The sequence below is a fragment of the Pseudoduganella sp. R-43 genome (assembly GCF_049913255.1).
Taxonomy (GTDB): domain Bacteria; phylum Pseudomonadota; class Gammaproteobacteria; order Burkholderiales; family Burkholderiaceae_D; genus Rugamonas.
Genome location: NZ_CP183988.1, coordinates 1,832,336 through 1,849,822 on the forward strand (window position 1 = coordinate 1,832,336; position 17,487 = coordinate 1,849,822).

10 protein-coding genes are annotated in these 17,487 nt (G+C 62.9%); 8 read left to right on the forward strand and 2 right to left on the reverse strand.

Features of this window, described 5'->3' with window-relative positions; genetic code table 11:
- Window positions 1–63: 63 nt before the first annotated feature.
- Window positions 64–2,961, reverse strand: a complete 2,898-nt coding sequence (locus ACN9M3_RS08495) for a TonB-dependent receptor (protein WP_426169799.1) — start codon at window positions 2,959–2,961, stop codon at window positions 64–66.
- Window positions 2,962–3,324: 363 nt separating this feature from the next.
- A complete protein-coding gene (locus tag ACN9M3_RS08500; protein ID WP_426169802.1) occupies window positions 3,325–6,093 on the reverse strand; it encodes a TonB-dependent receptor in 2,769 nt (922 codons plus the stop codon).
- A gap of 241 nt (window positions 6,094–6,334) precedes the next feature.
- Here ACN9M3_RS08500 and ACN9M3_RS08505 point away from each other — a divergent pair, with 241 nt between their 5' ends.
- The 8 genes from ACN9M3_RS08505 (at window position 6,335) to rluB (ending at window position 17,462) form a co-directional block, all read left to right on the forward strand.
- On the forward strand, window positions 6,335–7,270 hold the full coding sequence (locus ACN9M3_RS08505) for an ABC transporter permease (RefSeq protein WP_426321763.1): 936 nt from the start codon (window positions 6,335–6,337) through the stop codon (window positions 7,268–7,270).
- Window positions 7,271–7,282: 12 nt separating this feature from the next.
- Window positions 7,283–8,314 carry an ABC transporter permease gene (locus tag ACN9M3_RS08510; RefSeq protein ID WP_426321765.1) on the forward strand — a complete coding sequence of 344 codons (1,032 nt, stop codon included), beginning with the start codon at window positions 7,283–7,285 and terminating at the stop codon, window positions 8,312–8,314.
- 1 nt (window position 8,315) lies between these two features.
- Window positions 8,316–9,989 (forward strand): ABC transporter ATP-binding protein, encoded by a 1,674-nt coding sequence (locus ACN9M3_RS08515; RefSeq protein WP_426321767.1) that lies wholly within the window; start codon window positions 8,316–8,318, stop codon window positions 9,987–9,989.
- Between the two features lie 70 nt (window positions 9,990–10,059).
- Complete coding sequence (locus ACN9M3_RS08520; protein WP_426169811.1) at window positions 10,060–12,282, forward strand: response regulator; 2,223 nt, start codon at window positions 10,060–10,062, stop codon at window positions 12,280–12,282.
- Window positions 12,283–12,311: 29 nt separating this feature from the next.
- Window positions 12,312–13,301: a VTT domain-containing protein gene (locus ACN9M3_RS08525; protein ID WP_426169814.1), complete on the forward strand. Its 990-nt coding sequence runs from the start codon at window positions 12,312–12,314 to the stop codon at window positions 13,299–13,301.
- 245 nt (window positions 13,302–13,546) lie between these two features.
- Window positions 13,547–14,557 (forward strand): glucokinase, encoded by a 1,011-nt coding sequence (locus ACN9M3_RS08530; RefSeq protein ID WP_426169817.1) that lies wholly within the window; start codon window positions 13,547–13,549, stop codon window positions 14,555–14,557.
- A 177-nt stretch (window positions 14,558–14,734) separates the two neighbouring features.
- Window positions 14,735–15,466, forward strand: a complete 732-nt coding sequence (scpB, locus tag ACN9M3_RS08535) for an SMC-Scp complex subunit ScpB (RefSeq protein ID WP_426321770.1) — start codon at window positions 14,735–14,737, stop codon at window positions 15,464–15,466.
- Window positions 15,453–17,462 carry a 23S rRNA pseudouridine(2605) synthase RluB gene (gene rluB, locus ACN9M3_RS08540; RefSeq protein WP_426321772.1) on the forward strand — a complete coding sequence of 670 codons (2,010 nt, stop codon included), beginning with the start codon at window positions 15,453–15,455 and terminating at the stop codon, window positions 17,460–17,462. The genes scpB and rluB overlap by 14 nt, the downstream gene beginning before the upstream one ends.
- Window positions 17,463–17,487: the final 25 nt, after the last annotated feature.

Genomic DNA, 17,487 nt, shown 5'->3' on the forward strand with positions numbered 1-17,487 from the left:
CGACAATAAAAAAATCCCCGCCAACTTGCGCGGGCGGGGAGCGGGAGTCGTGCTAAAGGTGGGTTACTTGAACTTGTAGCTGGCAGTCAGGTAGAAGGTACGGCCCAGCGGGTCGGTGTAGCGACCGTCGTAGCCAACCTGGTTGCCGCCGCCGGTGTCGCGGATCGACAGCGGCGGATCCTTGTCCAGCAGGTTGCGGATACCACCGGTGATCGACAGGTTCTGGTTGAAGACGTACTTCGACTGCCAGTCGAGGGTGGTGTAGGCCTTGACCTTGCGGCCCTCCATGTCGACGTAGCCGCCCAGTGTGCCGTCGTCGTTGACCGAGCGCACGCGGCCATCGTCGGCCGTGTAATTCTTGTCGGCGTAGCCGGACTTGTAGTTCACGGTCAGCGAGTTGGCCCACTGCTCGCTCGACTTCAGCGAGAACACCAGGCGCGAAATCCAGCGGAAGGTCACGTCGTCGTAGGAGTCGAAGCGTGCGATGCTGCTTTCAGTCTTGTTTTCGCCAGGCTTGTCTGCGTCAGGCACGGTCTTTTCGGCCTTCAGCATATAGGTGGCGGACCAGTTCGTGGTCAACTTGCCGATCGGGGTGGCGGCGCGGAAGGTGGCATCGAGATCGATGCCGCGATAACGCGAGCTGGCCAGGTTCAGCGGCGACTGGGTCATCACCAGGACTTTCGATTTCTGGATCGGATCGAAGTAGATGGTGGCGTACTTGTTGGCCAGTGCTTCGGTGCCGAACAGCATGTCCTGCGACAGGTTCTGGATCTGGTTCTTCAGGCGCACGTCCCAGAAGTCCACGCCCAGCGACAGCGAGTCCATCGGTTCCAGGCGCATGCCGATCGACGCCTGCTTCGAGGTTTCAGGCTTCAGCGCATCGGCGCCGGTGCCTGGGTTACCCACGGTCAGCAGGCCGTATTCCTGCACGCCGCGGCAGTAAGCGAAGCGTGGGTCGGCCGCGTTCTTGATCGGGCAGGCGAAGAAGTTCGACGAGCCTGCGTTTTTCAGTGGGTCGGAGATGTCATTCATGGTCGGCGCCTTGAAGCCGGTGCCGTAGGAGCCACGCAGCATCACTTCTTTCGAAGGCTGCCAGCGGGCGGACAACTTGAAGGTAGTCTTCGAGACGTCTTTGCCCTGCTTGCCTGCCAGTGACGGATTGCCGTTTACGTCATAGCTGGTATTGCGCTTGTCGACCGCGTCGTAGCTGTCATAACGCGCCGAAGCGGTCACGTCCAGGCCTTTGATGACAGGCATTTGCAGCTCGCCGAATGCACCCCAGTTGTTGCGCTTGGCATCCAGCGGCTGGGAGCCAGTGCTGCCGCCGATGACGGTGTCGGTCCAGCCCGGATTGCCTGGGCCAGGGCCCATCACGATCCTGCTCGGCGAGTCTTCATACTTCTGCATGGTGTAGTCGGCACCCAGGCCCAGGGCGGCATTGCCGCCTGCCATGGCGAACACTTCACGCGATGCGTGGGCGCTCAGCACGTCCAGCTTGGACTTGGTGGTCGACAGGTTTTCATGCAGCACAGCCGGCGCCAGGATGGAAGCGGCATTCGGGTCGAAGACGTAAGGGTTGTAAGCGCCGGACTGGACCAGGGCTTCGAACTTGTCGCCGCTCATGTAGCCGCCTGCAGCCTTGTCGGTCTGCTTGTTCTGCGAATGGGTGTAGGCTGCGCCGACGTCCCAGCCAGCGAACTCGGAGTCCAGGCCGACGGAGAAGTGCAGGGCCTTGGTGCCCCAGTCATCGGTACGGCCGCCCGCGTCACGCGCACGGTAGTACAGGTAGGCGTCGGTCACGGCGTTCGGGTCGATGCCCTGGCCAGCCAGCAGCGGCTCAACCGACTTCTTGTAAGGCACGATGTAGACCGGGCTGATGGTCTTCACGTGGGTTTCCGGATCGGTGCTCATGGTGGTCAGCGGCTGCGCCGGTGCCGCGTAGCGTGCGGTGCTGGTGAACTTGGAATAGACGAACTCGCCGGTCAGGCGGGTCTTGTCGGAGATCTTCAGCGCGCCGGAAGTGAACAGGCTGTCACGCTTCAGCTCAGGCAGCAGTTCCACGGTTGCCGCATAGTCGTAGCGGCAAACGCCGCTGCGCGCGAACGTGTTGGGGCCGCTGCACTTGCCGTTGTTGACCAGGTCCGGCGAGAACGTTGCTTCGACATCGGGACCGTTGAACACGTCGGCATTGGCCGGGATCGAGTTGATCGAGTTCTGCCAGGTCGCATATTGCTTGCCGTCCTTGCTGAACTTGACCACGCCGGAGTTGGCGAACGGGCGCTGGGTGGCGTTCAGTGCCTTGCTCTGGTCGTGGCTGTACGCCAGCATGACGTTGAAGCCGTCGCTATCATAGTTGCCGAAGCCTTTGGTGATCGAGACGTTGGCGCTCTGGCCGCCTTTATGTTGCGGGCGGTTGTAAGTGGCGTCGATGTTCAGGTCGTTCTGGTTTTTCTTCAGGATGAAGTTGACCACGCCGGCGATGGCGTCCGAGCCGTACAGCGTGGAGGCGCCGTCGGTCAGGATCTCGACGCGCTCAACCGCTGCCAGCGGGATCGATGCCAGGTTGACGGCGCTGCCGGTGCCATAAGGCGCCATGCGCTTGCCGTTCAGCAGCACCAGGGTATAGTCGGTACCGATCGAGTGCACCGATGCGCTCTGCACGCCGCCGCCGCCGCCGTTGATGGAAGCGGACGAGGTGATCATGCCCTGCATCGAAGGCAGCAGGGCAACCAGGTCGGCCACGTTCTGCACGCCGGTTTGATCGATGTCCTTGCGGCTCAGGGTTTGGATCGGCAACGCACCCTCTTGGGCAATGCGTTTGATCGACGAACCGGTAATTTCAACGCGCTGGATGGCAGCGTCAGTTTGCTGGGCGAAAACTGGTGCACAGACTCCGGCTGCCAGCAAGCCGCTGGCGCAGGCCAGGCGGATTGCATACGACAGGCTGTTCTCTTTCATCATAATTCTTTGATCTCCCAGAAGGTGGACTGTTCTTTGCATTTGCGCAAAACCTAGCAATAGGCTGCTAGTACTTTCTTGCAAGTGTTCTCGTCTTGCAATCTTTTCGATACAAAAAGCCACAGACTGTTACGAAAGCGCAACAATGGCTGGCTCCAGGCGTGTGGGAAGTTGGCCTGAGATGAAGATCTTTACTGTAGTTGGAAGGATTTGGCTCCTTTTTGCCAGAAAGGCGCAATCGCTCTGCTACTGAATATTTCTTATTGTAACTATTCAGAAACATGCGCCTTGTGTACACAACTTGCGGCAGGGGTGAAAAAAAACGGCACCGAAGTGCCGTTTTGGGAGTGCTTCAAGCCTCGTGGCTTAGAAGAACTTGTACTGCGCGCCGAGCTTGAAGTAGCGGCCAATGGCGCCGGAAGCGTCCATCGGGTTGTAGCTCATGCCGCCGTAGGTCAGTGGGTCCAGCGGCGCGATCTTGTCGGTCACGTTGTTGATCGAAGCGAACACCGTGAACTGCTGGTTCACGTTGTAGCGCGCCGACAGGTCCAGGGTGGTGAACGAGGCGATCTTGCAGCCGTTGGTGCCCGGCTGGCCGTTGGCCAGGGTGGAGGCGCAAGGATCACCGGCGAACTTGACGTTCTCCATGCTATCGCGGTAGTTGACGATACCGGCAACGTTCCAGTCACGGAAGTCCCAAGATGCGTTCAGGTTCATCTTGTTCTTAGGCGTGCCGGCGCAGTTTGAAGTGTCGCAGTTGCCGTGGGTGCCGTTGAACTGGTACACGGTAGTGGCGGACTCGTGACGCTTCCAGGTCGCGGTATGGGTCCATACGAAGCCCACAGTTGCGCGGCCGTACTCGCCCAGGCGGATGCGCTGCTTGACATCCAGGTCCACGCCGCTGACTTCGGTGAAGCTGGAGTTGCGGTACGGCGCCTGTGTCAGCACCAGGGTGCCCGAATTCGGGATCACGACGCCGTTGACGACCAGGTTGTTGTCGTTGCGGATGGCGGTTGGCAGGGCAGCTGCTTCGTTGTATGGCAGCGGGTTGATCTCGTTGCTACGCTTGATCTTCCACGCATCGAGCGCCAGGCTGGTGCCGTCGAACGGGTCCCACACGATGCCCAGGGTCGAGCCCTTGGAGGTTTCAGGTTTCAGGGCAGAGGAGCCAACCTTCACAGCTGCAACCGGAATGCCGCAGTCGGTCGAGGTAGCACCGCCAGGTGCCGGCGTTTTGCCGTTCGGGCAGCGGATTGGATCGGTAACGGTGGAAGTGCCGGTCGATTGCGACAGCGGGGAACCTTCCGCTGGGCCAGGAGCACGGAAGCCTTCGGTGTAAGTACCGCGCAGGGCGAAGGACTTGACCGGGGTCCATTTGAAGCCGGCTTTAGGCGTAGTGGAATTGAAACTGTCGTACTTGTCGTAACGTACGGCAGCGCTCAGTTCCAGGCCTTTCAGCACCGGGGCGGCCAGTTCGAGGAAGACTGCCGATACCTTGTTGTCGCCGAAGGCTGCAACGTAGGAAGAGTTGATCGAACCGTCGATCGAGCCGGACAGCGACGGGTTTTCCAGCTTTTCACGGCGGTGTTCGGCGCCGACTGCCAGGCCCAGGTTGCCGCCTGGCAGGGCGAACAGTTCACGCGAAGCGTGGAAGTCGATCACGTCCAGCTTGGTGGTCGAATCCGAGGTCGCGTTGGTGACCAGGGCAGAGTACAGGGCAGCCGAGTTCTTGGACGCTTCGGTGCCGATGTAGTACCAGCCGTACTGGGTCGGATCGCGCATTGCCGTGCGCAGCACGTTCAGGTTCAGCATATTGCTGTAGTCCAGGTGCAGCTTGGACTTGGAGTGGGTCAGGCCAGCGTCGTAGTCCCAGCCGGCGACCGCGCCTTTGATTCCCACCACGAAGCGATTGAACTCGTTGTTGGCCGAGCGGGTGCTTGGGCCGATATCAAACGCGGTGTAGCGCACGCGGGTCGCCACGCCATATGGGTTCTGCGGGTGGTTTGCGCCCATCAATGCCAGCGCGCCGTAGTTGACGAAACCCAGCGGGTTGGCGGCATTCGGCGGGAAAGCCACCGTTGGCGTGATCGATGGCGGCGTCATGGTGAAGGCGGTATCGCGCTTCGAGTAGCCGGCTTCAGCGTACACCTGGGTGTCGCCATTGACCTGCCAGGTGCCGCGCGTGTACAGGTTGACCGATTCGATCTCCGGCTGCATGTCGCGGAACTGATCCTGATGCCACAGGCAGCCGCCGTTGGCGCCGGTCTGGTCCTTGGTGGCGCTCAGGGTGGAGCAGCCAGGCAGGCCGACGTAATCCAGGGTGGCCGGATTGCGGATCGCGCCGGCTGGACCAGCCGAAGCGTTGTTGTTGCCGGCGATGTAGCCGCCGGCGAACTGGGTGCCGACCGGGAAGCCGTACGGACGCAGGTCGCCCTTGCCGATGTGGCCGCGGTCCTTGCGGTCGCTGTTCTTGATACGGTCCGAATCCGTGAACTCGGCATTGACCACCCAGTTGTACTTGTCTTCGTCCAGGTTGCCCAGCCCGTAGGTGATGGAAGCCTTGTTCTGCTTGCCGTCGTCGTAGCGCGACCAGCCGGTATCACCCTTGACTTGCAGGCCCTCGAAGTCCTTGCGCAGGATGATGTTGACCACGCCGGCGATTGCGTCTGCGCCGTAGGTGGAGGAAGCGCCGTCTTTCAGGATTTCAATGCGCTCGACGATCTGCATCGGCACCGTGGACAGGTCGGTAAAGCTCTTCTGGCCGTCGTCGGCACGTGCGAATGGGGCCATGCGGCGGCCGTTCAACAGTACCAGGGTCGACGTCGCACCGAGGCCGCGCAGGGAAATCGCGGTGGAGCCAGCAGCGAAGCCGTTGCCGAAACCAGTCGGCAGCGAACCGGCGCCGTCAACGGTCAGGGTCTGCAGGTATTCGGCCACGGTTGCCTTGCCGGACTTCATCAAGTCTTCCTTGCTGATGACCTGGATGGGCGATGCAGTTTCCTGGGTCGCACGCTTGATGCTCGAGCCGGTCACTTCCACGCGCTGCATTGGCGCCGGGGCTTCCTGCGCAAAGACAGGGGCGGCTATGGTGGCCAGCATACCGCCGGCGCAAACCAGCCGTACGGAACGAGCCATGATTTTTTCCATCATGTTTGCTATCTCCAAAAATTTGGAATAAAAAGACGAGCTACAGCTTTTGACTACTGCTTCGGCGCTCCCATTGGAAGGAACCATCTATGTGATTCCTCGGGGAAAGATGAGAGCATTTGGACTAATATTGCGTCAATTAAAAACTGGCCAACGATACAATTTTGAGAAGATCCGTCTCATTTATGAAACGATAGCAAGTGAACCAGTTATAGATTGATTACCGAGGATGATTTCATTTTTAATACGTCGCATCTGGCAAATGGCGCCGACACTGCTGGGTGTTGTGTTACTGGTGTTCGTGCTGTTCAACTGGGTAGGTGGCGATCCTGCCTATATCCTGGCCGGCAAGATGTCCGACGCCGCCAGCATCGACAATATTCGCCGCCAGCTTGGCGTGGACCAGCCCTGGTACGTTCAGCTGGGAATTTTCCTGAAGCAGATCGCGACTTTCGATTTTGGCCAGAGCTGGGCCACCGGGGAAGCGGTATCGGACATCATCACTTCCCGCCTGGGGCCTTCGCTGACCGTGCTGGTGCCGCTGACCTTGCTAGAAACCGTGCTGGGCATTGCACTGGCCCTGGCGGTGGCCTTCGTGCGCGGTTCGCTGGCCGACCGCGCCGTGATGGTCGCTTGCACGGTAGGCATGTCGATCTCCATCCTGGTCTATATCATCGTGTTCCAGTATTGGCTGGCCTACAAGGCGGGCTGGTTCCCGGTGCAGGGCTGGGGTGCCGGCTTGCCGGAGAACCTGCGCTTCGCAGCGCTGCCCATCCTGATCGGGCTGGCTGTGTCGCTGGCGCCGACCTTGCGCCTGTACCGCAGCTTCGTGCTGGACGAAGTCGGGCAGGATTACGTGCGCACGGCGCGCGCCAAGGGCTTGCCCGAGCGGCGCGTGATGTGGCTGCATGTGCTGCGCAATGCGGCGATCCCGATCATTACCCACGTGATGGCGAATTTGCCAGCCATGCTGATCGGCGCCTTCCTGCTGGAGCGCTTCTTCGGCATCCCGGGCATCGGGCGCGAAGTGATCCTGGCGGTGGAGCGTTCCGATTTCCCCGTGATCAAGGCGATTACCGTCTACGTAGCCGTGGCGACCATGGTGTTCAACCTGCTGACCGATCTGCTGTACCAGGCTGTCGATCCGCGCGTACAGCTCAAGTAAGAAGGACAGCGCATGCATGCCATTCATGACTCGGCCGGACTGTGGACCCTGGCCTGGCGCCGCCTGCGGGCAGACCGGCTTGCCATGGCGGCGCTGGCGGTCGTAGCCGGCTTCCTGCTCCTGCTCGCAGCTTCCGCCAGCGGCATCGTAGCAGCCGACTGGGAAGAGGAGGTTGCGCTCAACTATGCGCCGCCGACATTTGCTGCGCCGCCTGCGGTGCAGGTGGCGCACGATGCCGCCGCCGGGACCGACAACGCCGGCAGCGCAGCGCCACCCCCCAATGAATTCGACCCGCTGGCGGAAGACCTGCGTGAGCTGCGCGCCACCTTGGGCAAAGCGGTCGCCGAGCCCGCTGCAGGACGGGCTCCGAGCCTGCCGTTCGGCGCTGACAAATGGGGCCACGACATCATCAGGAAAACCATCAAGGGCGGCGAAACCTCGATCGTGGTCGGCCTGGCTGCGGCCACGCTGGCAGTTGGCCTGGGCACGTTGTTCGGCGCCGTTTCCGGCTTTTACGGCGGCGTGGTGGACGATTTCTTGAACTGGTTCTACAACGTCTTTACCTCGATCCCCTCGATCCTGATGATCCTGACCGTGGCCGCCGTGCTGCAGCAGAAAGGTGTGCTGACCATAGTCCTGATCCTTGGATTGACCGGCTGGACCGGCCCATACCGCCTGATCCGCGCCGAATACATCAAGCACAAGGCGCGCGAATACGTGCTGGCTGCCGACGCCATCGGCGCTTCGGCCTGGCGCAAGATGTTCAGCCACATCTTCCCGAATGTCAGCCACGTGGCCCTGGTGCAGCTGTCGATCCTGGTGGTGGGCTTCATCAAGGCCGAAGTGATCCTGTCCTTCCTTGGCTTTGGTGTGCCGGTCGGCGTGGTGAGCTGGGGCTCCATGCTGAACGAGGCCCAGAATGAACTCGTTCTCGGCAAATGGTGGCAGCTGACTGCTGCCGCCAGCGCCATGGCCTTGCTGGTCACGGCCTTCTCCCTGTTTGCCGACGCCCTGCGCGACGCGCTCGACCCCAAGGTGAAATGACATGCTGCTACAGGTCCGCAACTTGCGTATCCGCTTCCGTACCGACAAAAAGAACACTGTCGAGGCGGTGAAGGGCATTTCCTTCGACATCCCGCATGACCGTACGGTCGCCCTGGTGGGCGAGTCGGGCAGCGGCAAGTCGGTCAGCTCGCTGGCTGTCATGGGCCTGCTGCCGCCGCAAACGACCCTCATCGACCAGCAAAGCAGCGTGCTGTTCGAGGGCCGCGAAGTGCTGCACCAGCCGGCACGTGAACGCCGCGCCATGTGCGGCAGGGATATTGCGATAATTTTCCAGGAACCGATGTCCTCGCTGAACCCCGTGTTCACGGTCGGCTTCCAGGTCGGCGAAGTGCTGCGCCTGCATATGGGCATGGACCGGCGCAGCGCCCGCGCCCGCACGCTGGAGTTGCTGGAAGAGGTGGGCATCCCCGATCCGCCGGCCAGGATCGACGCCTATCCGAGCCAGTTGTCGGGCGGCCAGCAGCAAAGGGTGATGATCGCCATGGCGATAGCCTGCAGGCCCAAGCTGCTGATCGCCGACGAGCCCACTACCGCACTGGATGTCACGATCCAGAAGCAGATCATGGAACTGATTGCCGGGCTGCAGAAGAAACACCGGATGTCGGTGCTGTTCATCACCCACGACCTGGGCCTGGTGGCGGAAATTGCCGATGACGTGATCGTGATGCGGCACGGCGAAGTGCGCGAAACTGGCGATGCGCGTGCGGTGTTCGCCGATCCGAAAGACCTGTACACGCGCGCGCTGCTGCACTGCCGGCCATCGCTCGACGCGCGCCCGGTGCGCCTGCCGGTGATCAGCGACTACATGGAAGGGCGCTTCGGCGCTGCCGTGCAGCAGGCGCAGCGCGCGCGCGGCAGCGCTCCGGGCGATGAGATCGTGCTGGACGTGCGGGGCCTGAAAAAGAGCTTCTGGCTGCGCGAAGGCCTGTTCGGCAAGCGCGAATTCCAGGCTGTCAAGGACGTCTCGTTCACGCTGGCGCGCGGCAAGACACTGGGCGTGGTCGGCGAATCGGGCAGCGGCAAGTCCACGCTCGGCCTGACGCTGCTGCGCCTGCACCAGGCCAGCGGCGGCAGCGCCCTGTTCAAGGGGCGTGACCTGCTGGCGATGAGCGACAAGGAGTTCCGCCCGTTCAAGCGCCGCATCCAGATCATTTTCCAGAACCCGTATGCCTCGCTGAACCCGCGCTTTACCGTGGGCCAGATCCTGCTGGAACCGATGCGGCTGCACAGCATCGGCGCCGACGACGCCCAGCGGGTAGAGCTGGCGCTGGCGCTGCTGGAGCGGGTAGGGTTGCCTCAGCAAGCCTACCATCGCTATCCGCACGAATTCTCCGGCGGCCAGCGGCAGCGCATTGCCATCGCGCGCTGCCTGACCATGAAGCCGGAAATCCTGGTATGCGACGAGTCGGTATCGGCGCTGGACGTGTCGGTGCAGGCCCAGGTGCTGAACCTGCTGCAGGACCTGCAGGACGAATTCGGCCTGTCCTATATTTTCATCTCGCACGACCTGTCGGTGGTCAGGTACATTTCCGACCAGGTGATGGTGATGCACAAGGGTGAAGTGGTGGAAATGGCCGACTCGGACGAACTGTATCGCAACCCGCGGCACCCCTACACGCGCTCGCTGCTGGCGGCTATCCCCAGGGCTGCTTGATCGCCCCCAGCAAAGCTGGCACACTGGTCATTCGCGCCGCATACCGCGGCGCCCCGGCCGGAGCAGGTCTTTGCGTTCGAACAAAGTTGCCTCCATCGCATTATTGGTCAGCGTGGCGTTAGCGAGCATCGTCAGCGCCGTGCTGCTGGTGTTCGCCGCTTATTCCTATTCCTCGGAGAGCAGCAAGCGCTGGCAAGAGCTGCAGCGCGTGCTGAACATCAGCGCCGACCAGTTGGCGCTGGGGGTAGCCATGCCAGCCTGGAATTTCGACGACAAGCAAGTGTTGTCCATCATGCGCGCCAGCATGAACCAGCGCGACCTGCATGCCATCGTGTTGTACGGCACGGGCAGCAAGCGTGAGCTGGTGGTGCAGCGCGGCCCCGGCGACAAACTTGAAACCAGCCTGCCGCTGGCAACCACGCCGGACATGCTGGTGGCCCAGCGCCCGGTCGTCGTCGATGGCGCCGCGATCGGCACCATCAAGGTTTTCGCAACGCCAGCCTATATGCTGCAGCAATTGCAGGACCAGCGCCGCGCCAACCTGATGGCGATCCTGGTGCTGGCCGCGGCGCTGGTCACCAGCCTGTACGGCTTGCTGTGGTTCCTGATCCTGCGGCCACTGAAGGCTGTAGGCCAGTACGTCATGGGCGATACGCCGCAAAAGGCCTGCTTCTACGGCGAACTGCGCACCCTCAAAGAGTCCATCCACAAGATGTGGGAGCTGCTCGACAGCCGCTACCGCGCGATGCGCGAGAGCGAGGAACGCCTCAGCGTTGCCACCCGCGCTGCACGCATCGGCATCTGGGACTGGGACGTGGTCTACGACGAATTGATGCAGGACGACGAGATCATGCGCCAGTACGGCCTTGGCAGCCGGCTGGGCGGCGGCAACTACAAGGCCTGGCTGGAGCGCGTGGTGCCGGAAGACCGGGAGCGCGCGCGCGCCGAAGTGGCGGCCGCCTTGAACGGCGAGCGCGACTTTTCCCTGCAATTCCGCATCCGCCGGCCTGACGGCACGCTGCGCCACTTGCGTTCAATGGCTCGCTCCTTCCGCGATGCGCAGGGCAAGGTGGTGCGCATGGTCGGCGTCAGCATCGACGTCACCGAGGCTACCGAAAGCGAGCAGGAGTTGCGGCGCCACCGCAGCCACCTGGAAGAACTGGTGAGCGAACGCACGGCAGCCCTGTCGGTAGCGGTCGCCGAAGCCCAGGCGGCCAGCCGCGCCAAGAGCGTGTTCCTGTCCACCATGAGCCATGAACTGCGTACGCCCCTGAATTCGGTGATCGGCTTTTCGCGCCTGATGGCGCATTCGACCACCATGTCGGCCGATGAAAAACGCAATATGGCGATCATCCACCGCAGCGGGCAGCATTTGCTGGCCTTGATCAACGACATCCTCGAGCTGTCGCGGATCGAGGCCGGCGGCGTCAGCTTGCACCGGGAAGCGGTCGACGTGGCGCAGCTGCTGCGCGATGTGTGCGATATGGTCGGCGAGCGTGCCGTGCAGGCCGGGGTGGCGTTGAAGATGGAATGCGGCGCCTTGCCGCGCGCGCTGATGATGGATGGCGCCAAGGTGCGCCATGTGCTGCTCAACCTGGTGACCAATGTCCTCAAGCATGCGCGCCAGGGCACGATCACGCTGTCGCTGCGGCCGACGGGCTTGCCCGGCGGGCGGCATGGCCTGGCGTTTGCAGTATGCGCGGGACAGGCTGGCATTCCAGAAGACCCCGGCCTTGGCCTGGCGATTTCGCGCCAGTACGTGCGCATCATGGGCGGCGAGCTGGAAGTCGAGCCCGGGCCGAGGCCGGGAGCGGGCACGGTATTCCGCTTTACCATCGAGGCGGAAGAGGCCGATGCCGGCGAGCCCCTGGCGCGCCTGCCGCAGCTGGCGCCGATGCACCAGGGCCGGCGCATCCTGGTGGTGGATGACGGTGTCGAGGGCCGCCACCTGTTGCGCAGCATGCTGCTGCCGGCCGGCTTCGAGGTTCAGGAGGCGTCCGATGGCATGGAGGCACTGGATGTCATCGCCAAGTCGCAGCCGGAACTGGTATTGATGGACTGGCGCCTGCCAGTGCTGGACGGGCTGGAAGCAACGCGCCGCCTGCGCGCCGATCACAGCCTGCCGCAGCCGCGCGTGGTGTTGATGGCGGCAACGGCCTTTGGCGGCGAGCGGCAACAGGCCCTGGCGGCCGGCGCCGACGACTTCCTGCACAAGCCGGTGGAACAGGACAGGCTGTTCCGGATGCTGCAGCAACAGCTGTCGCTGCAGTACGTCGAGGGAGCCCTGCCTTAGCCCTCGTTTTGCGCTACCATAGTCGAACTATGGCTAACCTAATATCCTTGTTGCAGCAGTATGGTGTCCTGATCGTCTTTGCCGTGGTGCTGGTCGAACAGATGGGGTTGCCAATTCCTGCCTATCCGGTGCTGATCGTGGCCGGTGCGCTGGCCATCGATAATGGCAATAGCGCGCCGTTTCCGGTGGTGCTGGGCGTTGCCATGCTGGCATGCCTGCTCAGCGATTTCTTCTGGTTCCGCGCCGGCCGCCGTTTTGGCAAGCGCATCCTCAAGCTGTTGTGCAAGATTTCGCTGTCGCCGGACTACTGCGTCAGCCAGACGGAAGACAACTTCCGCAAATGGGGGCCGAAGTCGATGGTGGTGGCCAAATTCATCCCCGGCTTCAACACCATTGCCCCACCGATGGCAGGCGCGCTGGGCACCGGCGTGCCCACCTTCCTCGGTTTCAGCCTACTGGGCGGCCTGCTGTGGAGCGCCACCGGACTGCTGATCGGGGCCTATTTCCATGCCGACGTGGACAAGGTGCTGGACGTGCTGTCGACCATGGGGTCGACCGCGCTGACGGTGCTGGCTATCCTGCTCGGCCTGTTCGTGCTGGCCAAGTTCATCGAGCGGCGCCGCTTCCAGAAGGCCATGCAGACCGAGCGCATCAGCATCGACGAACTGAAAGAGTTGCTCGATTCGGGCCATGATCCGGTAATGGTCGATGCCCGCAGCGCCACCGCACAATTGCTGGATCCGCCGGTGCCGGGCGCCCTGCTGGTAGGCGCCAGCGACCCGCTGGCCGTGATCAAATCCCTGCCGAAGGACCGCCACATCATCGTCTACTGCAGCTGCCCGAACGACGTCACCGCCGCCAAGGTCGCCAAGCAGCTCCACTCCCACGGCTACAAGCGCGCCAAGCCCTTGCACGGCGGCCTCGATGCCTGGAATACCGCCTTCCGCAGCGAGGGCGAATCCGCCGTGATCGCCGAACAGACCCCCGACAGCCTCACCCCCGCCGACTCCCGTCATTAATTAAAGTCGGGGTCAGGTCTGGCAATCCGCCAAAAAAGGCACGTGCGTGCCTTTTTTGGCGGATTGCCAGACCTGACCCCGACTTTTTTTACGCAAGCTGGAGTAGTCATACTACCGTCGAAATATCGCGTAATGTAGTGTGTATACCTAATTTTTACGTTTCTTGTACTCAAACTACAAAGAATTCCTTGCGTCTCGGCTAACAAATCCCTTAGGATTAAGGCTCAACTTAATCGCTTGTGCCCATGACTGCCCAGACCATCCCTGTCACGCCTGCCTTCTTCCAAAGCCCGCGCCTGCTGGCCGATGTGGGTGGGACCAATGCCCGGTTTGCCCTGGAACTGGCGCCAGGCAGGATTGAGCATATCCACGTGCTGTCCGGCGCAGCTTATGCAACGCTGGCCGATGCGCTAAGGGCTTACCTGGCGCTGCCGGATGTGGTGGCGGCTGCCGGCCTGGGCGTGCGTCATGGTGCGATTGCGATCGCCAATCCGGTCAATGGCGATTACGTCAAGATGACCAATCACCATTGGGAGTTTTCGATCGAGGCATTGCGCCTGGAAGTGGGCTTCGAGGTGCTGGTGGTGGCCAATGATTTCACCGCGCTGGCGCGCTCGCTGCCGCTGCTGGCGGATGACCAGAAGCGCCAGGTCGGTAGCGGCACGCCGCAAGCCGGCGCGCCGCTTGGCCTGATCGGCGCCGGCACCGGCCTTGGCGTGTCGGGCCTGATCCCGTCGGCAGCCGGCTGGACCGCACTGCTGAGCGAGGGCGGCCATGTCAGCTTCCCGCCGATGAATCCGGAAGAGGTGGCGATCCTGCAATACGCCTGGACCGAATTTCCGCATGTGTCGGCGGAGCGCTTGCTGTCCGGCGTCGGCATCGAACTGATTTACCGCGCGCTGGTGGCCCAGCGCGGCCATGAGGAGCCGGTACTGCCGGCGCCGGAGATTGCGCGCCGCGCGCTGACCGGCGAGTGCCCGCTGTGCGACGATGTGATTGAGCACTTCTGCACCATGCTGGGCACCATTGCCGGCAACCTCGGCGTGACACTGGGCGCGACGGGCGGCATCTATATTGGCGGCGGCATCGTGCCGCGCCTGGGCGAGCGCTTCGACCGTTCCGGCTTCCGCGCCCGTTTTGAGGAAAAAGGGCGCTTCAACAAATACCTGGCGGCGATTCCTACCTATGTGATCACTGCCGAGTACCCGGCTTTTGTTGGTGTTTCGGCAATCCTGGCCGAGCGCCTGGCCGGCTAAGCGAGCAGGCTTTTACACTTCTCCTGACTTTTATCAGGTACAATTGGCCAAGTTGGATGAAGCGGCGCCTGTCGTCCGCCTTGTTTTCGCCCTGAAAACGCTCTCCACCTGAGACTCTCGCCCCGGCGCGTAGCGGTCCGGCGCCTTCTTACTTAGTTACACAACCAAATGTAGTGTATGGATAATGCAGAGGCTAAGAAAGTCCTCGAAGCTGCGCTGCTATGCGCCCGTGAACCCTTATCGATCCACAGCCTGAAAAAGCTGTACGTCGAAACCGACGACCAGGGCAATCCGCTCGGAGCTGGGGTCGGCGCTGATACGATCAAGGAATTGCTGGAAGAGTTGCGCCAGGATTGGCAAGGGCGCGGCATTGAGGTGGTCAGCCTCTCCAGCGGCTGGCGCTTCCAGAGCCGGCCTGAAATGAAGTTGTACCTGGATCGCCTGAATCCGGAAAAACCGCAGAAATATTCGCGCGCCACGCTGGAAACGCTGGCCATCATCGCTTACCGCCAGCCGGTGACCCGCGGCGATATCGAGGAAATCCGCGGCGTTGCGGTGAACTCGCAGACGATCAAGATGCTGGAAGACCGCGGCTGGGTCGATACGGTCGGCTACCGCGATGTGCTGGGCCGCCCGGCCTTGCTGGGCACGACCAAGCAGTTCCTGGACGACCTGGGACTGGAATCGCTGTCCCAATTGCCGCCGCTGCAGCAGATCAGCGATACGCAGAATGAAAATCCGCTGGAAGTACTGGAGGCTCGCTTGACCGAGAACTTCGAGAAGGCGGCGCAGGAAGCACAAGTAGTAGAAGAGAAAGAGGCGACGCCAGACGAGGCGCCGCCGGTAACAGATGACCCGGCGCCCGATAACGTCGAGCCCTTAGCAGAAACGAATAATGAACAAGCCTGATAACTCCCCAGAAACCGGTACCCCGGCAGCCGCCGAGACCGCACCCGCCAAGCCGAAACGCCGCACCAAGGCGCAGATCGAGGCTGACAACGCTGCCGCCCTGGCGGCCGGCGAAACGCCAAAGCCCAAGCGCCGTACCAAAGCCGCGGCCGAAGCTGTGGCGGGCGAGCAGCCTGCTGCGAGCGCGGAAGCCGCTCCGGTCAAAAAGCCGCGTGCCAAGAAGGTTGTAGTGGCGGAAGCGGCACCGGTTGCGGAAGCAGCTCCAGAGCCGGCCGCACCGGCACCTGCGGGGGCAGCGCAGGCCGGCGAAAGTGGGGAAGGCCAGGGCAAGGATCGCGGCCGTGCGCCGCGCGGCCCGCGCCAGATGCGCGAACAGCGCGCACTGCGCCAGGCTGAAAAGGCTGCCGTGGCGGCAGCGGCACTCGGCGCCGAAGCAGTGCCTGCCGAGGGCGCCGCGCTGGCCGCCGCTGAGGGCGGCGACGGTGCGAGCCCATGGCCAAGTGCAGTCCCTGCTGAAAAGCGCCACGACAAGCATGGCAAGCACAAAGGCAAGAAGGGCAAGCACGGCAAGCAGGCGCATGGCGAAGGCCAGGGCGCGCAAGCCGGCGAAGGCGGCCAGGTTCAAGGCCAGGGCAAGGGCGGCCAGGGCAAGCAGCGCGTGCCGGGCGCCTTCGGCAACAAGATGAAGGCCAAGGACAAGTCGTCCGAAGCCGATGCGGTGTTCTCCTTCGTGACCTCCGACGCGTTCGACCGCGACGAGGGCGGTTCCGGTAAGCCGGTCAAGGCGCGCCGCGACCTGACGGCGGAAGACGATGCACCGAAGTTGCACAAAGTGCTGGCGGAAGCAGGCATGGGCTCGCGCCGCGACATGGAAGAGCTGATCATCGCCGGCCGCGTGTCGGTGAACGGCGAGCCGGCCCACATCGGCCAGCGCATCCTGCCGACCGATGCGGTCCGCATCAACGGCAAGCTGGTGCAGCGCAAGGTTTCCAAGAAGCCGCCGCGCGTGCTGGTCTACCACAAGCCGGCCGGCGAAATCGTGTCGCACGACGACCCGGATGGCCGTCCATCGGTGTTCGACCGCCTGCCGACCATGAAGACCGGCAAATGGCTGGCCGTTGGCCGCCTGGACTTCAATACCGAAGGCTTGCTGCTGTTCACCACCTCCGGTGACCTGGCGAACCGCCTGATGCACCCGCGCTACAACATCGACCGTGAATACGCGGTGCGTACCCTGGGCGAGCTGGAAGAGGGCATGCGCCAGAAACTGCTGGCCGGCGTCGAGCTGGAAGACGGCATGGCGCAGTTCACCAAGATCGCCGATGGCGGCGGTGAAGGCGTGAACAAGTGGTACCGCGTGGTGATCGGCGAAGGCCGTAACCGCGAGGTGCGCCGCATGTTCGAGGCGATCGGCCTGACTGTGTCGCGCCTGATCCGTACCCGTTACGGCGCGCTGACCTTGCCTTCGAACTTGAAGCGCGGTCGCTGGGAAGAGATGGAAGAGAATTCGGTGCGCGACCTGCTGACGGCTGTCGGCTTCAAGAAAGAAGGCAGCGCCGGCGCTGGTGCTGGCGAGGGTAAGAAGCCGCAGGGCGGTCCGGGTCAAGGCCAGGGCAAGCGTGAACGTGAGCGCGAGCCGAATGGCAACCGCATGGATGTGAGCAACAAGAATGCCGATCCTTTCCCGCAGGCGCCGCGCGGTGGCCGCAACCAGGGGCAGGGGGCGTTCTATGGTGCGCCGCGTCATGGCGGCGGCTTCACCGGATTCGGTGACCAGCAGCCGGGTGGCCGTGGCGCCGGTGGTGCTGGCGGCGGCAAGGGTAAGGGTAAAGGCAAGGGGCAGGGTAGCGGTCCTCGCCAGCCGGATCCGCTGATGACGACTTTTGGCTTCGCTGGCCAGGGCCACGGCCACGGCCAGGGGCAGCAGCGCCGCGGCGGGCACCAGCCGCGCGGCGGGGCTTCGGACCATGGCATGCCGCGCCGCCGTAAGGGCTAAAACCGGTAAACCGGTGTCTGGCCCG